Raw genomic sequence first — 16,577 nt, forward strand, 5'->3', positions numbered from 1 at the left:
TAACATTTTGTTATTTTTTGTGAGGTCACTTGTTTTGATTTTAATATTACTTACTTTTGTACTTCAAATTTAATATTCAATAATATAAATATAAGATGAGAATAGCAGTTGTAGGTGCTACCGGAATGGTTGGCGAAGTAATGTTGAAAGTTTTAGCAGAAAGAAATTTCCCTGTAACAGAATTAATTCCGGTTGCTTCTGAGCGATCAGTGGGTAAAGAAATTGAATACAAGGGCAAAAAATATAAAGTAGTGGGTATGCAAACGGCAGTAGATATGAAAGCGGATATTGCTTTGTTCTCTGCAGGTGGCGACACTTCATTGGAGTGGGCTCCAAAATTTGCGGCAGCAGGAACAACTGTTATCGATAATTCATCGGCTTGGAGAATGGATCCGACCAAAAAATTAATCGTTCCGGAAATCAATGCAGCTGAATTGACTGCAGCAGATAAAATCATTGCAAATCCTAACTGTTCTACAATACAAATGGTATTGGTCTTGGCTCCTTTGCACAAAAAATACAACATCAAACGTGTGATTGTTTCTACCTACCAATCCATCACTGGAACTGGCGTAAAAGCAGTGCAGCAATTGGAAAATGAATACGCAGGTGTTCAAGGTGAAATGGCGTATAAATACCCAATTCACAGAAATGCGATTCCTCAATGTGATTCATTCGAAGAAAACGGGTACACTAAAGAAGAGATGAAACTAGTTCGTGAAACTCAAAAAATTCTTGATGACAGAACGATTGCCGTTACAGCAACTGCGGTTCGTGTGCCAATTGTAGGCGGACACAGTGAAGCGGTAAACGTAGAATTCTCGAATGATTTTGATGTAAATGAAGTACGCAATATTTTGCATCATACCGACGGCGTAGTGGTTCAGGACAATAATGATACATATACATACCCAATGCCAATGTATGCACAAGGAAAAGATGACGTTTTTGTAGGTAGAATTCGTCGTGACGAAAGCCAGGAAAATACATTGAATATGTGGATTGTTGCAGACAACTTGAGAAAAGGAGCTGCTACAAATACAATTCAAATTGCTGAATATTTGATTGCAGCTAAATTGGTGTAAATCAAATTTTGTTTTAAAAGAAAACCATTTGTTTCGCAAAAATATATTTTGTGAAACAAATGGTTTTCTTTTTTGCTGTTTTTGTTACCTTTGGTTCGAATGAAAAAGAATAAACTCATAGTAAGTCTTTCTCTGATTGTTACAGTATTGTTTTCAATGCTGTTCCAGTCATTTCATACCTATGAGCATTTGGAAAAACAGCTTTCCCAAAAGCAGTGCCACCACAAATACAATGTTACCGGTACGGAGATAACGCATCAACACCACAAATTTGACCATTGTTATGTTTGTGAATTCGCTTTTGGTAGTTATATTACTCCAAAAGATTTCTCCTATCAATTGTACTCCAATAATGTAGAAATCCCTTATTTTTTTACTGCAGCGGAAACAGTTATTTCGTTCTCCGGCAGTTTGTATTCCCTCCGAGGTCCACCAGTAAATAGTCTAAGCTGAATTTATTTCAGCTTCTGTTGAATTTATTTTCCATGCAACTTCATTAATTTGATTTTGTTGGAATAATTTTTATTTACTAAATAATTCCAGCCACGGCTCCCTCTCCTTTGGAGAAAGCAGACAGCAGGAATACTACAATCATTTTCAATGAAAAAATTTATTATAGCCCTATTTTTGGGGTTTTCGGCGATGCTTCAAGCGCAAAATACCCTTTCGGGAACCGTAACTGATTTAAAAAACCAACCCATAAAAGGCGTTTCAGTCTATGCATCAGAACTGCATAAAGGAACCACAACAGATGAAAACGGAAAATATACTTTTTCAAATCTGCCAAATAGAAACTTAAAAATCAGCTTTACGTTCGTAGGATTTGCAACCCAAAATAAAACCATAAACAGTCTTCAAAAAGAAAACACACTTAATATTATTCTTGAAGAAGCAATTTTCGAAATGGACGAGGTTATTGTTTCCACCGCTTTCAATAAAATTCAATCACAAAACGTGATGAAAGTGGAGCACGAAAGTATCAAAAATTTGCAACGAAAAGGAACCGCCACTTTAATCGAAGGATTAGCTACTATTCCCGGAGTTTCTCAGGTTTCTACCGGAACATCTATTGGGAAACCGGTAATTCGTGGTTTGAGTGGGAATCGTGTTTTGGTGTATTCGCAAGGCGTTCGAATAGAAAATCAACAGTTTGGTGACGAACACGGTTTGGGATTGAATGATTCAGGAATAGAAAGTGTTGAGGTAATCAAAGGGCCAGCTTCTTTATTGTACGGTTCAGATGCTTTGGGTGGTGTTTTGTATTTTAACCCGGAAAAATTTGCCGATGCGAATACTTTTAAAGCAAACTTCAGTCAAAAATATTTCTCCAATACCGCCGGAAGCAGTTCTTCTTTAGGTTTGAAAACATCTACAGACAACTGGAAATTCATGGCTCGTGGAAGTTATAACACACATTCTGATTATAAAATTGCAGATGGTGACCGAGTGACAAATACCCGTTACAATGAAACCGATTTCAAGACAGGAATTGGTTACAGCAATGCTAAATTTTCAAGTGTATTGCGTTACAATTACAATGAATTGGATTTAGGAATTCCGGAAGATGGCATAGCAGACCAATCGACGAGCAAGAAAACCGGATTTCCAAAACAAGGCGTTTTCAATCATTTATTGAGTTTAAACAATGTTTTCTTTTTCGAAAAATCAAAACTGGATCTTGATTTAGGGTATGTTGCAAATGATCGAAGTGAGTTTGAAGACAGCAATGTGGCCGTTTTACACATGAAACTGAAGACATTCAATTACAATGCAAAATACCATTTACCAAAAATGGGAAAAATAGAAACCATTGTGGGCGTTCAGGGAATGCACCAAACCAACACAAATTCAGGAGAAGAATATTTAATTCCGGATGCGGTAACGAATGATTTTGGTGTTTTTGGAACGGCTAATTATGAGTGGAATACAAATGTGTTGCAAGCCGGATTGCGTTTCGACAATAGAAATATTACTACGGATGCACAGGGAATTGCAGGAGAAGAAGGTTCTTTTGAAGCCATCGATAAATCATACGACAGTTTTAATGCGTCGTTGGGTTACAAAACCAATCTGGCCGATGATTTGACGTTGCGTTTGAATGTTGCTTCTGGATTTAGAGCGCCAAACCTTGCCGAATTAACTTCAAATGGAGTGCATGAAGGAACGAATCGCTATGAAGTAGGAAATAGCGATTTAGAAACCGAGCAAAACGTACAAACGGATTTAAATTTAGAATACAAAACGGATCATTTTGAGTTTTTTGTGAACGGATTTTACAATCACATCAACAATTATATCTACACTTCGCCAACAGGAGCAGTGATTGACGAAAATGCTGTTTTTGATTATATTCAGAATAACGCCAAATTATATGGAGGTGAAATCGGATTGCATTTTCACCCGCATCCATTGGATTGGTTGCATTTTGAAACGAGTTTTGAAACTGTGACCGGCGAAAAAGAAAACGGAGATTACTTGCCGTTAATCCCTGCTAACAATTGGAACAACACCATTAGAACCGAATTCGAAATCAAAAACTGGTTGGAAGATGGTTTTGCAACTTTGAATGTTTCCAGTACGTTCAACCAAAAAAATGTAAGTGGATTTGAAACAGAATCGAATGGTTATAACTTGGTTAATTTAGGTTTTGGCGGAACAGTAAAACTGGGTAAAACTGCTTTTGATGTCAACATTAACGGGAATAATTTATTTGATAAAAGATACATTGCGCATCTTTCCCGTCTAAAAACAGATGGCATTCCAAACATTGGAAGAAACATCGTTTTGGGTGTTAATTTTAATTTGTAATTCATTTGCATCAGCAAAAAATCGAAAAACGCTATTCGAAAGAGTAGCGTTTTTTTGGTTTTAACTTACATGGCTTATATGTTTAATTTTTTTTAACACATAAGTCATATAAGTAGTTGCTGTTTTGTTATTGAAAACAATTATTCAATATTTAAGCGTTTTCATCTTATATGACTTATTTGATAAAAGTTTTTTTATACATAGGAAAATGTTGCAATCTCACCACTTTTTTAGTTTTATTTAAGACTTTCCCTTATTTACAACACTAACTATTTCCCTATTTTTGTAACAACCTAAAACAGAATCTAATGAAATGAGCATGACGGTAATTGGGTCGCAAGTACCAATGATGATATGCAAATTCCATATGACCGATGAAAAATAATAAATAACAACATATGAAAAAAACTTTTTTAATAATGGCTGTATCTTCTGCAATGGCGACTTTTGGACAAAATCCTAATCCAAAACCCATAACTTATCCTGTAACTACCAAAGGAGAAACTGTTGATGTATATTTCGATACTAAACTTCCGGATCCGTACCGCTGGCTTGAAGACGACAAATCAGCTGAAACCGGTGCTTGGGTCAAAGCACAAAACGAAGTGACGTATGGTTATTTATCCCAAATTCCGTTTCGTGATGCGTTAAAAGCAAGAATGGAAAAACTGTGGAATTATGAGAAAATAGGAGCGCCTTTCAAAGAAGGAAATTTTACCTATTACTATAAAAATAACGGTTTACAAAACCAATCGGTGTTGTACAGAAAAGACGCCAAAGGAACTGAAACGGTGTTCTTGGACCCAAACACGTTTTCTAAAGACGGAACTACTTCGCTTGGCGGATTGGATTTCTCCAAAGACGGTTCTAAAGTAGCCTATGCCATTTCAGAAGGCGGAAGCGACTGGAGAAAAGTCATTATTATGGATGCCATTTCCCAAAAAATTATTGAAGACACGATTGTCGATGTAAAATTCAGCGGCGTGTCTTGGAAAGGAAACGAAGGTTTCTACTACTCCAGTTATGACAAACCAAAAGGAAGTGAATTATCGGCAAAAACCGACCAACATAAACTGTATTTCCATAAGTTAGGAACTGCGCAAAAAGATGATAAAGTAATTTTTGGTGCCAATCAAAAACGCCGTTATGTAGGCGGTGGCGTAACCGAGGATGATCGTTATTTGGTTATCACAGCGTCTAATTCTACCTACGGAAACGAATTGTACATCAAAGATTTGACAAAGCCCAACAGTCCTATTGTGACGATTGTGGATAATTTTAAGAGTGACAATAACATCATCGAAAACGAAGGCGGGAAATTATTCATAGAAACCGACTTAAATGCGCCCAACAAACGCATTGTAACCGTGGATGTCAACAACCCGAAACCGGAAAACTGGAAAGATTTTATTGCAGAAACGGAGAATGTGCTGTCTCCATCAACAGGTGGCGGGTATTTCTTTGCTAACTATATGAAAGATGCCGTTTCGGTGGTGAAACAATATGATTATTCTGGAAAATTGGTGCGTGAAATTAAATTGCCGGGCGTAGGAACTGCTGGTGGTTTTGGTGGAAAGAAAAAGGAGAAAACGTTGTATTACTCTTTCACAAATTACATCACTCCTGGTTCTATTTTTTCATTTGAACCAGCAACAGGAACATCTGCGGTGTATCAAAAACCGAAAGTAGATTTTGACAGCGAGAAATACGAGTCCAAACAAGTGTTTTATACTTCTAAAGACGGAACCAAAATCCCAATGATTATCACCCACAAAAAAGGATTAAAACTCGACGGAACAAATCCAACGATGCTTTATGGTTACGGAGGATTCAATGTGAGTTTGACACCAAGTTTCAGTATTGCCAATGCCGTTTGGATGGAAAATGGAGGCGTTTATGCCGTGCCTAATTTACGTGGTGGTGGCGAATACGGGAAAAAATGGCACGATGCCGGAACCAAAATGCAAAAACAAAATGTATTTGATGATTTTATCGCAGCGGCTGAATACTTGATTGCTCAAAAATACACTTCTTCGCAGTATCTAGCCATTCGTGGTGGGTCAAACGGGGGATTGCTTGTTGGCGCTACCATGACGCAACGCCCTGATTTAATGAAGGTAGCTTTGCCGGCAGTGGGCGTGATGGACATGTTGCGCTACCATACCTTTACCGCAGGAGCAGGTTGGGCGTATGATTACGGAACGGCGCAGGACAGTAAGGAAATGTTCAGCTACATCAAGGGATATTCTCCCGTACACAACATACAAAAAGGGATTCAATACCCGGCAACCATGGTCACAACGGGCGATCACGATGATAGAGTAGTGCCGGCGCACAGTTTCAAGTTTGCTGCCGAATTACAGGAAAAACAAACCGGAACAAACCCAACCCTAATCCGTATTGACATCAATGCAGGACACGGCGCCGGAAAATCCGTAGCAGCAACCATTCAGGAAAATGTCGATATTCAGGCCTTTACCTTATTCAATATGGGAGTGGTGTTATTGCCAGAGTTGGAATAACAACAATTGTGATACCGATTTTACCCTGAGCGCAGTCGAAGGGAGGAGCTTATTCCTGCTATTCGTTGCAATCTTTATATCCGCCGAAAAGGCGGAGATAAAGGATTTTCACTGCTATCAGGGCTAGGGCATTCGATTCCTCACACGATTGTCATTGCGAGGAACGTGGCAATCACATCATAAATCGATAAATTTTTAAAAAACGCTATTCGAAAGAGTAGCGTTTTTTTTGTCACTTAGTCTTTTAATATTGATATAAAACAGACTATCTTTCGTACAAATTAAATATTACTCCTTTTAATTATTCATAAAATGTCAAACATTATAAACGTCGCTTGTGCTATCATTGTGATTGAAAATAAAATTTTAGTTACTCAACGTAGCGAAAAAATGAAATTACCATTAAAATGGGAATTTCCAGGAGGGAAGCTAGAAGAAAATGAAAGTGAAATAGATTGTATTAAAAGAGAAATAAAAGAAGAGATAAATATTGAAATTGAAGTTCTAAGAAAATTGTCAAATAGCATTTATGATTATGGAAATTTTAAAATTAATTTAATTCCTTTTATAGCGAAACATATACTTGGTGAAATTATATTGGCAGAGCATAAAGATTACAAGTTATTAGAAAAAGTAGAACTATTAAATCTTGATTGGGCAGAAGCAGATTTACCAATCGTTGAAGAATTTTTAAAACTCGAATTATGAACCAAGGACTGTATGAGGAATTAGTTACTAAGCTAATAAACTATAAAATAAACGAATTAGATAAAGATACTTTTCAGGTTAAGAAAACTTCAATAGATAAAGCCGAAGCTGCTCAATTACTATCTCAACATATCGGTAAAACAATTAAACATGCTTTTACTTTAATTAAGGGAGATGATGTTGTAGAGACACAAATTGAGATTGCTAATAAAATTATTTTATTTCTGAAAGAAGAATTAAAAAAAGAAGAGTTTGAGGATGATTTAATAGAAACCGAAGGTAAAATTCTAAAAGCTGTTTTTACAAAAGTGGATGCTCATTTCACTGATTTGGATTTGCATTTAAAAGAAATTACTCCTTACACAAGATTGATTCACAGTGAACTTTTTACAGGTGGAAATTCAGGGACAACTCTCGAAAGCGAATTGAGAAAAGAGATTCTATCTTCAGACAGAATTGATTTATTAGTTTCTTTTATTAAATGGAAAGGAATTAGAATTTTAGAACGTGAACTTAGAGAGTTTACGAGTCGTGGAGGAAAATTAAGAGTAATTACAACTACTTATGTTGGAGCTACAGATGCTAAAGCAGTGGAGTTTTTAGCTTCTTTAGAAAATACGGAAGTAAAAGTTTCCTACAATACAGGTAATGAAAGATTGCATGCAAAAGCCTATTTGTTTCAAAGAAATACTGGTTTTCACACAGCATATATCGGCTCTTCTAATTTTTCCCGTTCTGCTTTAACCGATGGTTTAGAGTGGAATCTAAAAGTGACGACTAAAGAAGTGGGGCATATAATTGATAAATTCAAGAAAACATTTGAGGCATACTGGCAAAATTCAGAATTTGAATTATATGATCAAAATATTCATTCTGTAAAATTAGTCGAAGCTTTAAAGCAAGGGAAGTTTTCAAAAGAATATACTTTTACAACATCGTATTTTGACATTAAACCGTTTCATTATCAAAATGAAATACTTGAAAAATTAGAAGTTGAAAGAACGGTTCATAATAGATATAGGAATCTTATAGTTGCCGCTACAGGAACTGGAAAAACAGTTATTTCTGCATTTGATTATAAAAATTTTAGAAGTAATAATAAATCATCGAAGCTACTTTTTGTGGCTCATAGAAAAGAAATTTTACAACAAGCAAAAGCCACATTTCAAGGAGTTTTAAAAGATAATAATTTTGGAGATTTATGGGTTGATGGAATGGAACCAAGTTCAAATGAATATGTTTTTGCTTCGGTTCAAACTTTAAATAATAGATTAAAAGATATTACTCTAACTCCCGAATATTATGACTTTATTATTGTTGATGAAGTGCATCATATTTCGGCATCAACTTATAGACCAATAATAAATTATTTCAAACCAAAAGTGCTTTTAGGATTGACAGCAACTCCTGAAAGAATGGATAATGAAAACATATTAGAAGATTTCTGTAATCGTATAGCTGCTGAAATTAGACTTCCAGAAGCATTAAATAAAAAATTATTAAGTCCTTTTCAATATTTCGGTATTACTGATAGTATAGACTTAACTAATGTAAAATGGGAGAAAGGGAAGTATGTAGCAAGTGAATTAACGAGCTTATATACTAAGAACAATATTCGAGTTGGAGAGATAATTCGCAATCTTGATAAGTATACAAATGATATAAATGATGTTCGAGCAATTGGATTTTGTGTGACAATTGAACATGCAACTTTTATGACTGAAAAATTTAATTTAGCAGGATTAAAAGCAGAATGTTTAACGGCTAAAAATTCTAATGAGCGAGATAGAATTAGAGAACAATTCAAGAAAAAAGAATTCAATTATTTATTTGTTGTTGATATTTTTAATGAAGGTGTAGATATTCCTGAAATTGATACAGTTTTGTTTTTAAGGCCAACAGAAAGTTTGACGGTTTTTCTTCAACAATTAGGACGTGGATTACGTTTGTCAGAAGGAAAAGATTGTTTGACAGTTCTAGATTTTGTCGGGAATTCAAGACCTGAATATGATTTTGAAAGTAAGTTTAGAGCGTTAATTGGAAAAACAACAACTTCGGTTCAAAAAGAAATTGAAGATGATTTTCCACATTTACCATTGGGATGCTCTATAGTTTTAGAGAAAAAGACGAAAGAAACTATTCTTGAAAACATTCGAAAAGCAACATCATTGAATGTAAATCAACTGATAACTAAAATTAGAAATTTTCAACATCAAACTAGTCTGCCTCTAACATTAAATAATTTTATTGAATTAAATCATATTTCAATTGAAACGATTTACAAAAAAGATAGTTGGTCGAGATTATGTCAAAGAGCCGGAGTAATTGAAGATTTTGAGAACATTAATGAAAAACAAATTTATTCTGCAATAAGCAATAAATGGCTTTCTACAAATTCAACAAGTTATTTTAACTTTATTCTTAGAATAGCGAAGCAAGGATTTGAAATTAATTTTAATGATTTCGATGAGAATGGAAAAGCTATGCTGTTAATGCTACATTATGATGTTTGGCAAAGTGTTGGTGGCTTTGATTCTTTAGAAAAAAGTATAAGACAAATTGGGAAAAATAAAACTCTTGTAAAAGAAATCATTGAAGTACTAGAAATATTGATTGATAAAATTGGTTTCAAAGAAATTGATATTAAACTTCCTTACGAACAACCATTAAAGTTGCATGCACGATATACAAGAGATCAAATATTAGTTGCTTTTGGGTTATCTACATTTCATAAAAAATCTTCAAATAGAGAAGGAGCGGCCGAAAATAAGAAGTTAAATACTGAAATTCTCTTTATTAATTTAATTAAATCAGAAGAAAATTTTTCTCCAACAACAATGTATGATGATTATGCAATCAGTGAAACTTTATTTCATTGGCAATCACACAACGCTTATGGTCCTGAAACAGGCAAAGGATTGTCATATATAAATCATGGTGAATTGAATAAAAAGATATTACTCTTTGTACGAGAAAAATCAAATGACATAAACGGAAATACTCTTGGTTATGTTTTTATTGGAGAAGCAAATTTTATAGAAACCGAAGGTTCAAAACCAATGAGTATTAAATGGGAACTCAGTGAGCCAATGCCAAATTATCTTTGGAAAGAATCTGCAAAAATGTCAATTGGATAATTAAGTTGATTATTAATTAACCCATTCCCATTTCACTTCAACATTTCCGTGGCTTTATTTTCCCAATGTTTTATTAATTGGTTCGGTTTTTTATACTGCAATCGGTAAATTTGGAATAGAACATTAAATATATAAAAACATGACAGTACAAATCAACACAGACAACAATGTAGAAGGACACGCACGTTTGAAAGCGTATATTGCGGATGAAATAGCAACAACTTTAGCACGTTTTGAAGATAAAATAACCCGTTTAGAAGTGCATCTTGGTGACGAAAACAGCGATAAAGGTGGCGTAAATGACAAACGATGCCTGATCGAAGCAAGACCAAATAACATGCAGCCTGTAGCGGTGACCAATCATGCGGATACAACCGAGAAAGCCTTTCACGGTGCCTTAGACAAAATCAAAAAAGTGTTGGAAACAACTTTCGAAAAAAAGAAGACCTATTAAATAGTTGCCTTTTGGCAAATAAAAAAATGACACTGTCTTTATAAGATAGTGTCATTTTTTTTTTTGGTTGAGATTCTTTAGAATTGGGATAGTGGTTTTAATAATTTTATCAGTAAATTAGGACTTTCAATTTAATATCGAAAGGCATTGAGAACTAGCAATTTGAGAAAATGAAATTTATAGAATAAAGTAATGGAAAACATAAAATTATTTGAAAGCCAAAAAATTCGTTCCTCTTGGGATAACGAACAAGAGAAATGGTTTTTTTCGATTGTAGATATTATTGCCGCTTTAACAGATAGTAATAATCCACAAGTGTATTGGAGAGTTTTAAAAAAACGACTTTTGGCTGAAGGAAATGAAACCGTTACAAATTGTAACGGTTTGAAAATGGTAGCTCCTGATGGTAAGATGCGTTTAACAGATGTTGCGGATACAGAGCAACTATTCCGTTTGATTCAATCCATTCCGTCGCCAAAAGCAGAGCCTTTTAAACAATGGTTAGCCAAAATAGGCTATGAAAGAATAGAAGAAAGTCAAGACCCAGAAAAGGCGATTGATCGTGCGATGGAAAATTATTTGAAATTAGGATACTCCACAGCATGGATTAATCAGCGGCTGAAAAGCATAGAAGTTAGAAAAGAGCTCACCGATGAATGGGAAAATAGAGGTGTTAAGAAAGGACAAGAATTTGCTTCACTTACCGATATAATTACCCAAGCTTGGAGTGGGAATACAGTTAAACAATACAAGAATTTAAAAAGCTTAAAAAAAGAAAACCTAAGAGATAATATGACCAATTTAGAATTGGTATTAAATATGTTGGCAGAAGCAACCACAACAGAAATTAGCAAAGAAAACAATCCTAAAACTTTTGCAGATAATAAAAAAATAGCCCGTAAAGGTGGTGAAATTGCCGGCGATACTAGAAAGCAAATTGAAGCGCAAACAGGTAAAAAAATTGTTAGCCCACAAAATGCTAAAGTTTTAAAAGAGGAAAAGAATAAATTAAAAGAATAGCACAAACAATAAACAGGATGAACAACTAGTTTTAAGTTCGTCTCAAATTTACTTTAAAACGATATTTTTTTGGTGTATTTCGCTTTTCGTTTTAATAATGTTGACCGTAAATTCGCAAATTATAGATATGTGTTTCATATTTTAATTTGCGAATTTGCGGTTTTTATGATTATTTAAATAGAATAAATTTTACTTATCAAACAATAAGGTTGCTAATGCCTCGTCTTTTTTGTAAACATCTTCATAGAAATGAACCACGCCGTCCGCATCAACCCAAGCAGTGAAATAACCAATGTATACCGGAATTTTGTTTTTGAGCGTGTACCAATATTCTTCCCCTCCGTTCATTGCGCTTTCTATCTTTTCAGGATTCCACTTTTTATCGTTTTTCATGATTATGGCAGCAAGTTCTTTTGGCTTGGCTACACGAATACAACCGTGGCTAAAAGCGCGATCTTCCTTACCAAATAAACTTTTGGATGGCGTATCATGCAAATAAATCGCATTCGAATTGGGGAATAAAAACTTCACTAATCCTAATGAATTTTCCGGTCCGGGTCTTTGTCTTACGTTGCTGTCTTTCCATTCCATGTCGTGTTCGGCTAAGTAATTTGGATTCTTTTCAATGGCAGGAAGAATTTCTTTCTTAAGGATACTGGTCGGCACATTCCAATACGGTCTGAATACGATGTACTTCATTGGCGCACTAAAAATAACGGTTTTGTGCATCGCTTTTCCCACAACAACTTTAGAGCGTAATTCGGGTTTTCCATCTCTGAAAAAAGTCAGTTCATACGCGGGAATATTCACCACGATTAATTCCTTGGATTTGGTGATGTCATTCGAAATCCATCGGCAACGTTCCATATTGACCATAACAGTTTTGATGCGATCCGCAACGGAAACGTTCATATAATTGATGTGTTCCGGCAGAATCGTTTTGTTCAGGAGATTGCCACTTCTTTTTTTGAATTTCAAAATTCCGGTAGCTAATTCATCATCATACACGGCACTTTTAGAATCTCGGGAAATATCATCCGTGATAAAAAGACGGGTTCTGATTTGGGCAATGGCAGTGGCACTGTCGCCAGGTTTATACGATTTTACATTTGGATCCAGCGCAATGGTTTTCCAGCCGCCTTTCTTTTCTATTTTGCGGTATTCCTGCAATACATCTCTAAGCAGGTAATACTGTTTCAAAACGCCTTTTTCCTCTTTGTGAATTAACGAAGGGTTGATCAACAATGAATCTAAATAATTGACATAAGATTGTCTTTTTCGAGGTAAAAACCATTCTAGATCTTTAGATTTTTCAGTGCTGATGCCGTCGTATACTTTATCCGCGTAAAAGAAGTATAGCGCAGAACTTAATAACTCTGTTTCAATACTTGCTTTTTGATTGTCGTCCGGATTGTTATAGATATCGTCTAATTTTTCCTTGTATGGAATCTCAGTTTCAATTCCTTCCTTGCTCAAATTATTTACCTTGTTGTACAACAAGCCAGCAAATTCATTAAGACCATTCTTATCAAACCAGATATAATGAAATTGATGCTTGCGGTACAATTGTTCTACTTCACCTTGATAAGGTTGTAGTTTTGGATATTTCCCGAAGAAAGTTTTGATTTGCGTGCTGTCAAACGCAACTTCTATAGCATTTATACTCGTTTGAGTATTGGCAGCCACAGTATTTCCATCTTTCTTTTTGCAGGAAACAATAGTAAAAAGCAGTATAAAAACAACCAATAGTATTGGGGAATGTAACTTTTTCATAGATTAACTTTTAATTCGCCTTGAATGAATTTATGGCATTACAAAAATACATCAAATCCAGTAAGGTGCTACCAGCCTTGGACTGCATAAGTTTTTACAAAACGCATCTCAATCTTTACTTTAAGGATATGTATGAAATTAGAATTCAAATTAAGTAATTGTAAATTAATGATTTATGAATTTATTTTTGTTTTGGAGATGGTTTTTTTGATTCAATTTGTTTTTAGAAAACCAAAAATTATGAAATAAATAGTCCTGCAAGATGTAAAATTGTTCCTGCAACTCCATTTTGTCGAAAGAGACAAAAAACCGAACCATATTACCGTTTTTAAAAAAGCAAAATCAAACGATAAAACCCAATAATTATCCCTTTTTATATGATTTTACTCAATGGAACATCTTAAAATATTGAACTTTTCAAGATGAAAAAGTAGATTGAACTTCGCAGAATTTAATTTTTAAAATGTGGTTGAACAGTCTGAAATTCGAGAAATGAAAATGGCATAGCAGGCGCTCAAAGGGGGTGTGAAATCCGTTTTTGGATTATTAATTCTTAAACCGAATGTTTTTAGTTACCTTTATTTAAAATAGTAAAGGAATACGTATGAATCAATATTTGCAGCGCATAAAATCTTATTTTCAAACCATAAATTTTCGGAAAATAATCAAAAGAATTGGTTTTTTACTTCTGGGAATTGTGGCTTTTTTGGTGATAGCTTCCGCGGTTTTATCGGTATATTTTAAGAATAATAAAGCTGAGATCGTAACGCAAATTAATGCGAAAATTAACGAAAATATTACCGGCACAATCGATATTGGCGATATTGATTACAAGTTTTTTAAGGGTTTTCCCAATATGACTTTGGCGTTAAGCCAAGTAGAATTAAAGGACAGTTTGTGGTCTTTACACAAGCGAACGTTGCTCAAAGCGGAACAAATTGAGGTGCGCGTCAATGTTTTGGGATTGCTTTCTAATGAGATTAACATCGACAAAATAGAAATCCAGCAGGCTACTTTGCATTTGTTTAAAGGAAAAAACGGAATTGTAAACACGAATATTTTTAGGCCTAAGCCAAAAAGCAAAAAGTCAAAAAGCTCCACAGATTCTAAAGTAAAAGAAGTCGTTCTAGATCAAGTGCATTTTATTTCCGAAAATCAAATGGGACATAAATTATTTGATTTTAATATCGTGGCACTGCGAAGCCAAATAGATCATGATAGCGAGAATTGGCACACGAATTTGTATTTGAAAACGCTTGCCAAAAGTATGGCTTTCAATACCAAAAGAGGAAGTTTTATCCAAAATAGAATGGTAGAAGGGGTTTTGAAAGTTGATTTTTCAGAACCAAAAAACCAAATTAGTGTTGCCACGGAGAATTTCGGAATTGGAGAGGAGTTTTTTGATATCAACGCCCATTTTAGTTTGGATAAAAACAAGTCTCCTTTTGATATTGCCATAAAAACTACGATTTTGTGGCGCGATGCTTCCGCTTTATTGAGTGCTAATATCAGTACTAAAATTAATCAGTTTGATTTAAAAAAACCGATTGATGTAGGTTGCACAATTATTGGCGATATGAATGTCACTGGCGATCCTGAAATTGTGGTGACGACAAAAATTAAAAATAACGAACTCACGATACCGGACGGAATCATTACGGACTGCAGTTTTGGTGCCACATTCACCAACCAATATAAAAAAGGAGCAGGCTGTAACGACATTAACTCGACTATTACTTTAACGGATTTTTCAGGGAAATACAAAACGATCCCATTTGCAATTCCAATAGGGATTATTTCCAATTTTGAGAAAACCACTGCGTCAGGAAGTTTTAAATCGGACTTTGCCGTTTCGCGACTAAATGAGATAGTCAATGCGGATTTGATGCATTTTTCTGACGGTCAGGCCAAAGTGAATTTGGATTTCAAATTTGATGTGGTGCACTTAAAAATACAGAAACCTTTATTCACGGGAAGTGTAGCCGTTAAAAATGCCACTGTAAATTATGGTCCACGGAATTTGACTTTCGTGAAAACAGACATTCAGCTTGATTTTACGGAGCAAGCATTGTTAATCAAAAAAATTAATTTTAAAGACCGCAGGAACATGGTTTTTATGGAAGGAAAAATTGATAATTTCCTGACGTTGTATTACGAAAATCCTGAAAAAATGGTTGTGAACTGGGATATTTATGCTCCCTTTCTGGATGTGAAACAGTTTGTAGGTGTTTTTACAAGTACCAGTAAAAAAGCTCCAAAAACTAAGAATAAAAAAGATGATTTTTCAGATGAATTGTATTCCGTGATTGAAATGAGCCAAATGGCGTTACATGTTAAAGCGGACAAAATGGTATACAGTAAACTCGAGGCGACGAACGCGAAAGCAACGATTTTGTTACTCAACAATACATTAATTGTCAAAAATGGCTGGGTTCAAAGTGTTGGCGGAAGTATTGCTTTTGATGGGCAATTAGTACCTGATGGAGATCATTTTCTGCTAGAGTCCAATGCGAAAATCAACCGGGTCAACATTGGCCGATTCCTTGCAGGCTTGAATAATTTTGGGATTCAATCTTTTGAACCTAAAAACATAGAGGGGTTTTTAACAGCTTCGGCAGCGCTTAAAGGAAAACTACTTTCCGGCGGAGAATTAAAAACGAACTCTCTTTCCGGTGCGGCTAAATTTAAGGTTGTTCAAGGCGCTTTAATCGATTTTAAACCCATCACAAATATAGGAAAGTTCGCATTTCCTTTTAGAAATGTGAACCATATCGTTTTTAGTGATTTGTCAGGAAATTTTAAAATCAATGGAGATTTAGTTGATGTAAATGATTTGAAAGTGAGTTCCAATGTATTGAATTTAGATGTAAATGGCGTTTATTCGTTTAACAGAGGTACAAATTTAGCGATGACTATTCCGTTGAGAAATCCAAAAAAAGATGAACTTATCACCGATGAAGCGGAAAAAGCTGAAAAACGTACGAAAGGAATCGTACTGCATTTAATGGCCGTTGATGTTGATGGAAAAATAAAAATCAGATGGAATAAAAACCATGAAAAACTTTAATTG

The 16,577-nt window shown here is 34.8% G+C and carries 10 protein-coding genes; 9 read left to right on the forward strand and 1 reads right to left on the reverse strand.

Annotated elements, in window-relative coordinates; all coding sequences use genetic code 11:
• Positions 1–95 precede the first annotated feature (95 nt).
• The 8 genes from DR871_RS05410 to DR871_RS05445 all read left to right on the forward strand — a co-directional run bounded on the left by DR871_RS05410 (position 96) and on the right by DR871_RS05445 (position 11,734).
• Positions 96–1,085, forward strand: coding sequence for an aspartate-semialdehyde dehydrogenase (locus DR871_RS05410; RefSeq protein ID WP_113664507.1), 990 nt, complete (start codon positions 96–98; stop codon positions 1,083–1,085).
• A 99-nt stretch (positions 1,086–1,184) separates the two neighbouring features.
• Positions 1,185–1,538 carry a hypothetical protein gene (locus DR871_RS05415; RefSeq protein ID WP_113664506.1) on the forward strand — a complete coding sequence of 118 codons (354 nt, stop codon included), beginning with the start codon at positions 1,185–1,187 and terminating at the stop codon, positions 1,536–1,538.
• Between the two features lie 147 nt (positions 1,539–1,685).
• Positions 1,686–3,893: a TonB-dependent receptor gene (locus DR871_RS05420; protein ID WP_113664505.1), complete on the forward strand. Its 2,208-nt coding sequence runs from the start codon at positions 1,686–1,688 to the stop codon at positions 3,891–3,893.
• A 419-nt stretch (positions 3,894–4,312) separates the two neighbouring features.
• Complete coding sequence (locus DR871_RS05425) at positions 4,313–6,415, forward strand: prolyl oligopeptidase family serine peptidase (RefSeq protein WP_242497079.1); 2,103 nt, start codon at positions 4,313–4,315, stop codon at positions 6,413–6,415.
• 312 nt (positions 6,416–6,727) lie between these two features.
• Positions 6,728–7,123, forward strand: coding sequence for a (deoxy)nucleoside triphosphate pyrophosphohydrolase (locus DR871_RS05430; RefSeq protein ID WP_242497073.1), 396 nt, complete (start codon positions 6,728–6,730; stop codon positions 7,121–7,123).
• Complete coding sequence (locus DR871_RS05435; RefSeq protein WP_113664503.1) at positions 7,120–10,260, forward strand: DEAD/DEAH box helicase; 3,141 nt, start codon at positions 7,120–7,122, stop codon at positions 10,258–10,260. The genes DR871_RS05430 and DR871_RS05435 overlap by 4 nt, the downstream gene beginning before the upstream one ends.
• Before the next feature lie 139 nt (positions 10,261–10,399).
• Positions 10,400–10,714: an HPF/RaiA family ribosome-associated protein gene (locus DR871_RS05440; RefSeq protein ID WP_091255890.1), complete on the forward strand. Its 315-nt coding sequence runs from the start codon at positions 10,400–10,402 to the stop codon at positions 10,712–10,714.
• Between the two features lie 192 nt (positions 10,715–10,906).
• Positions 10,907–11,734 carry a BRO-N domain-containing protein gene (locus tag DR871_RS05445; RefSeq protein ID WP_113664502.1) on the forward strand — a complete coding sequence of 276 codons (828 nt, stop codon included), beginning with the start codon at positions 10,907–10,909 and terminating at the stop codon, positions 11,732–11,734.
• Between the two features lie 189 nt (positions 11,735–11,923).
• Here the strand turns inward: DR871_RS05445 and DR871_RS05450 are convergent, their stop codons facing one another.
• The gene (locus DR871_RS05450) at positions 11,924–13,507 is read right to left on the reverse strand and encodes a L,D-transpeptidase family protein (protein WP_113664501.1); all 1,584 of its coding nucleotides are present in this window, start codon (positions 13,505–13,507) and stop codon (positions 11,924–11,926) included.
• A 604-nt stretch (positions 13,508–14,111) separates the two neighbouring features.
• Here DR871_RS05450 and DR871_RS05455 point away from each other — a divergent pair.
• Entirely contained in the window at positions 14,112–16,574 is a 2,463-nt protein-coding gene (locus tag DR871_RS05455; RefSeq protein WP_113664500.1) for an AsmA family protein, read from the forward strand.
• Positions 16,575–16,577 lie beyond the last annotated feature (3 nt).

The organism is Flavobacterium petrolei (assembly GCF_003314435.2).
GTDB classification, from domain to species: Bacteria; Bacteroidota; Bacteroidia; order Flavobacteriales; family Flavobacteriaceae; genus Flavobacterium; species Flavobacterium petrolei.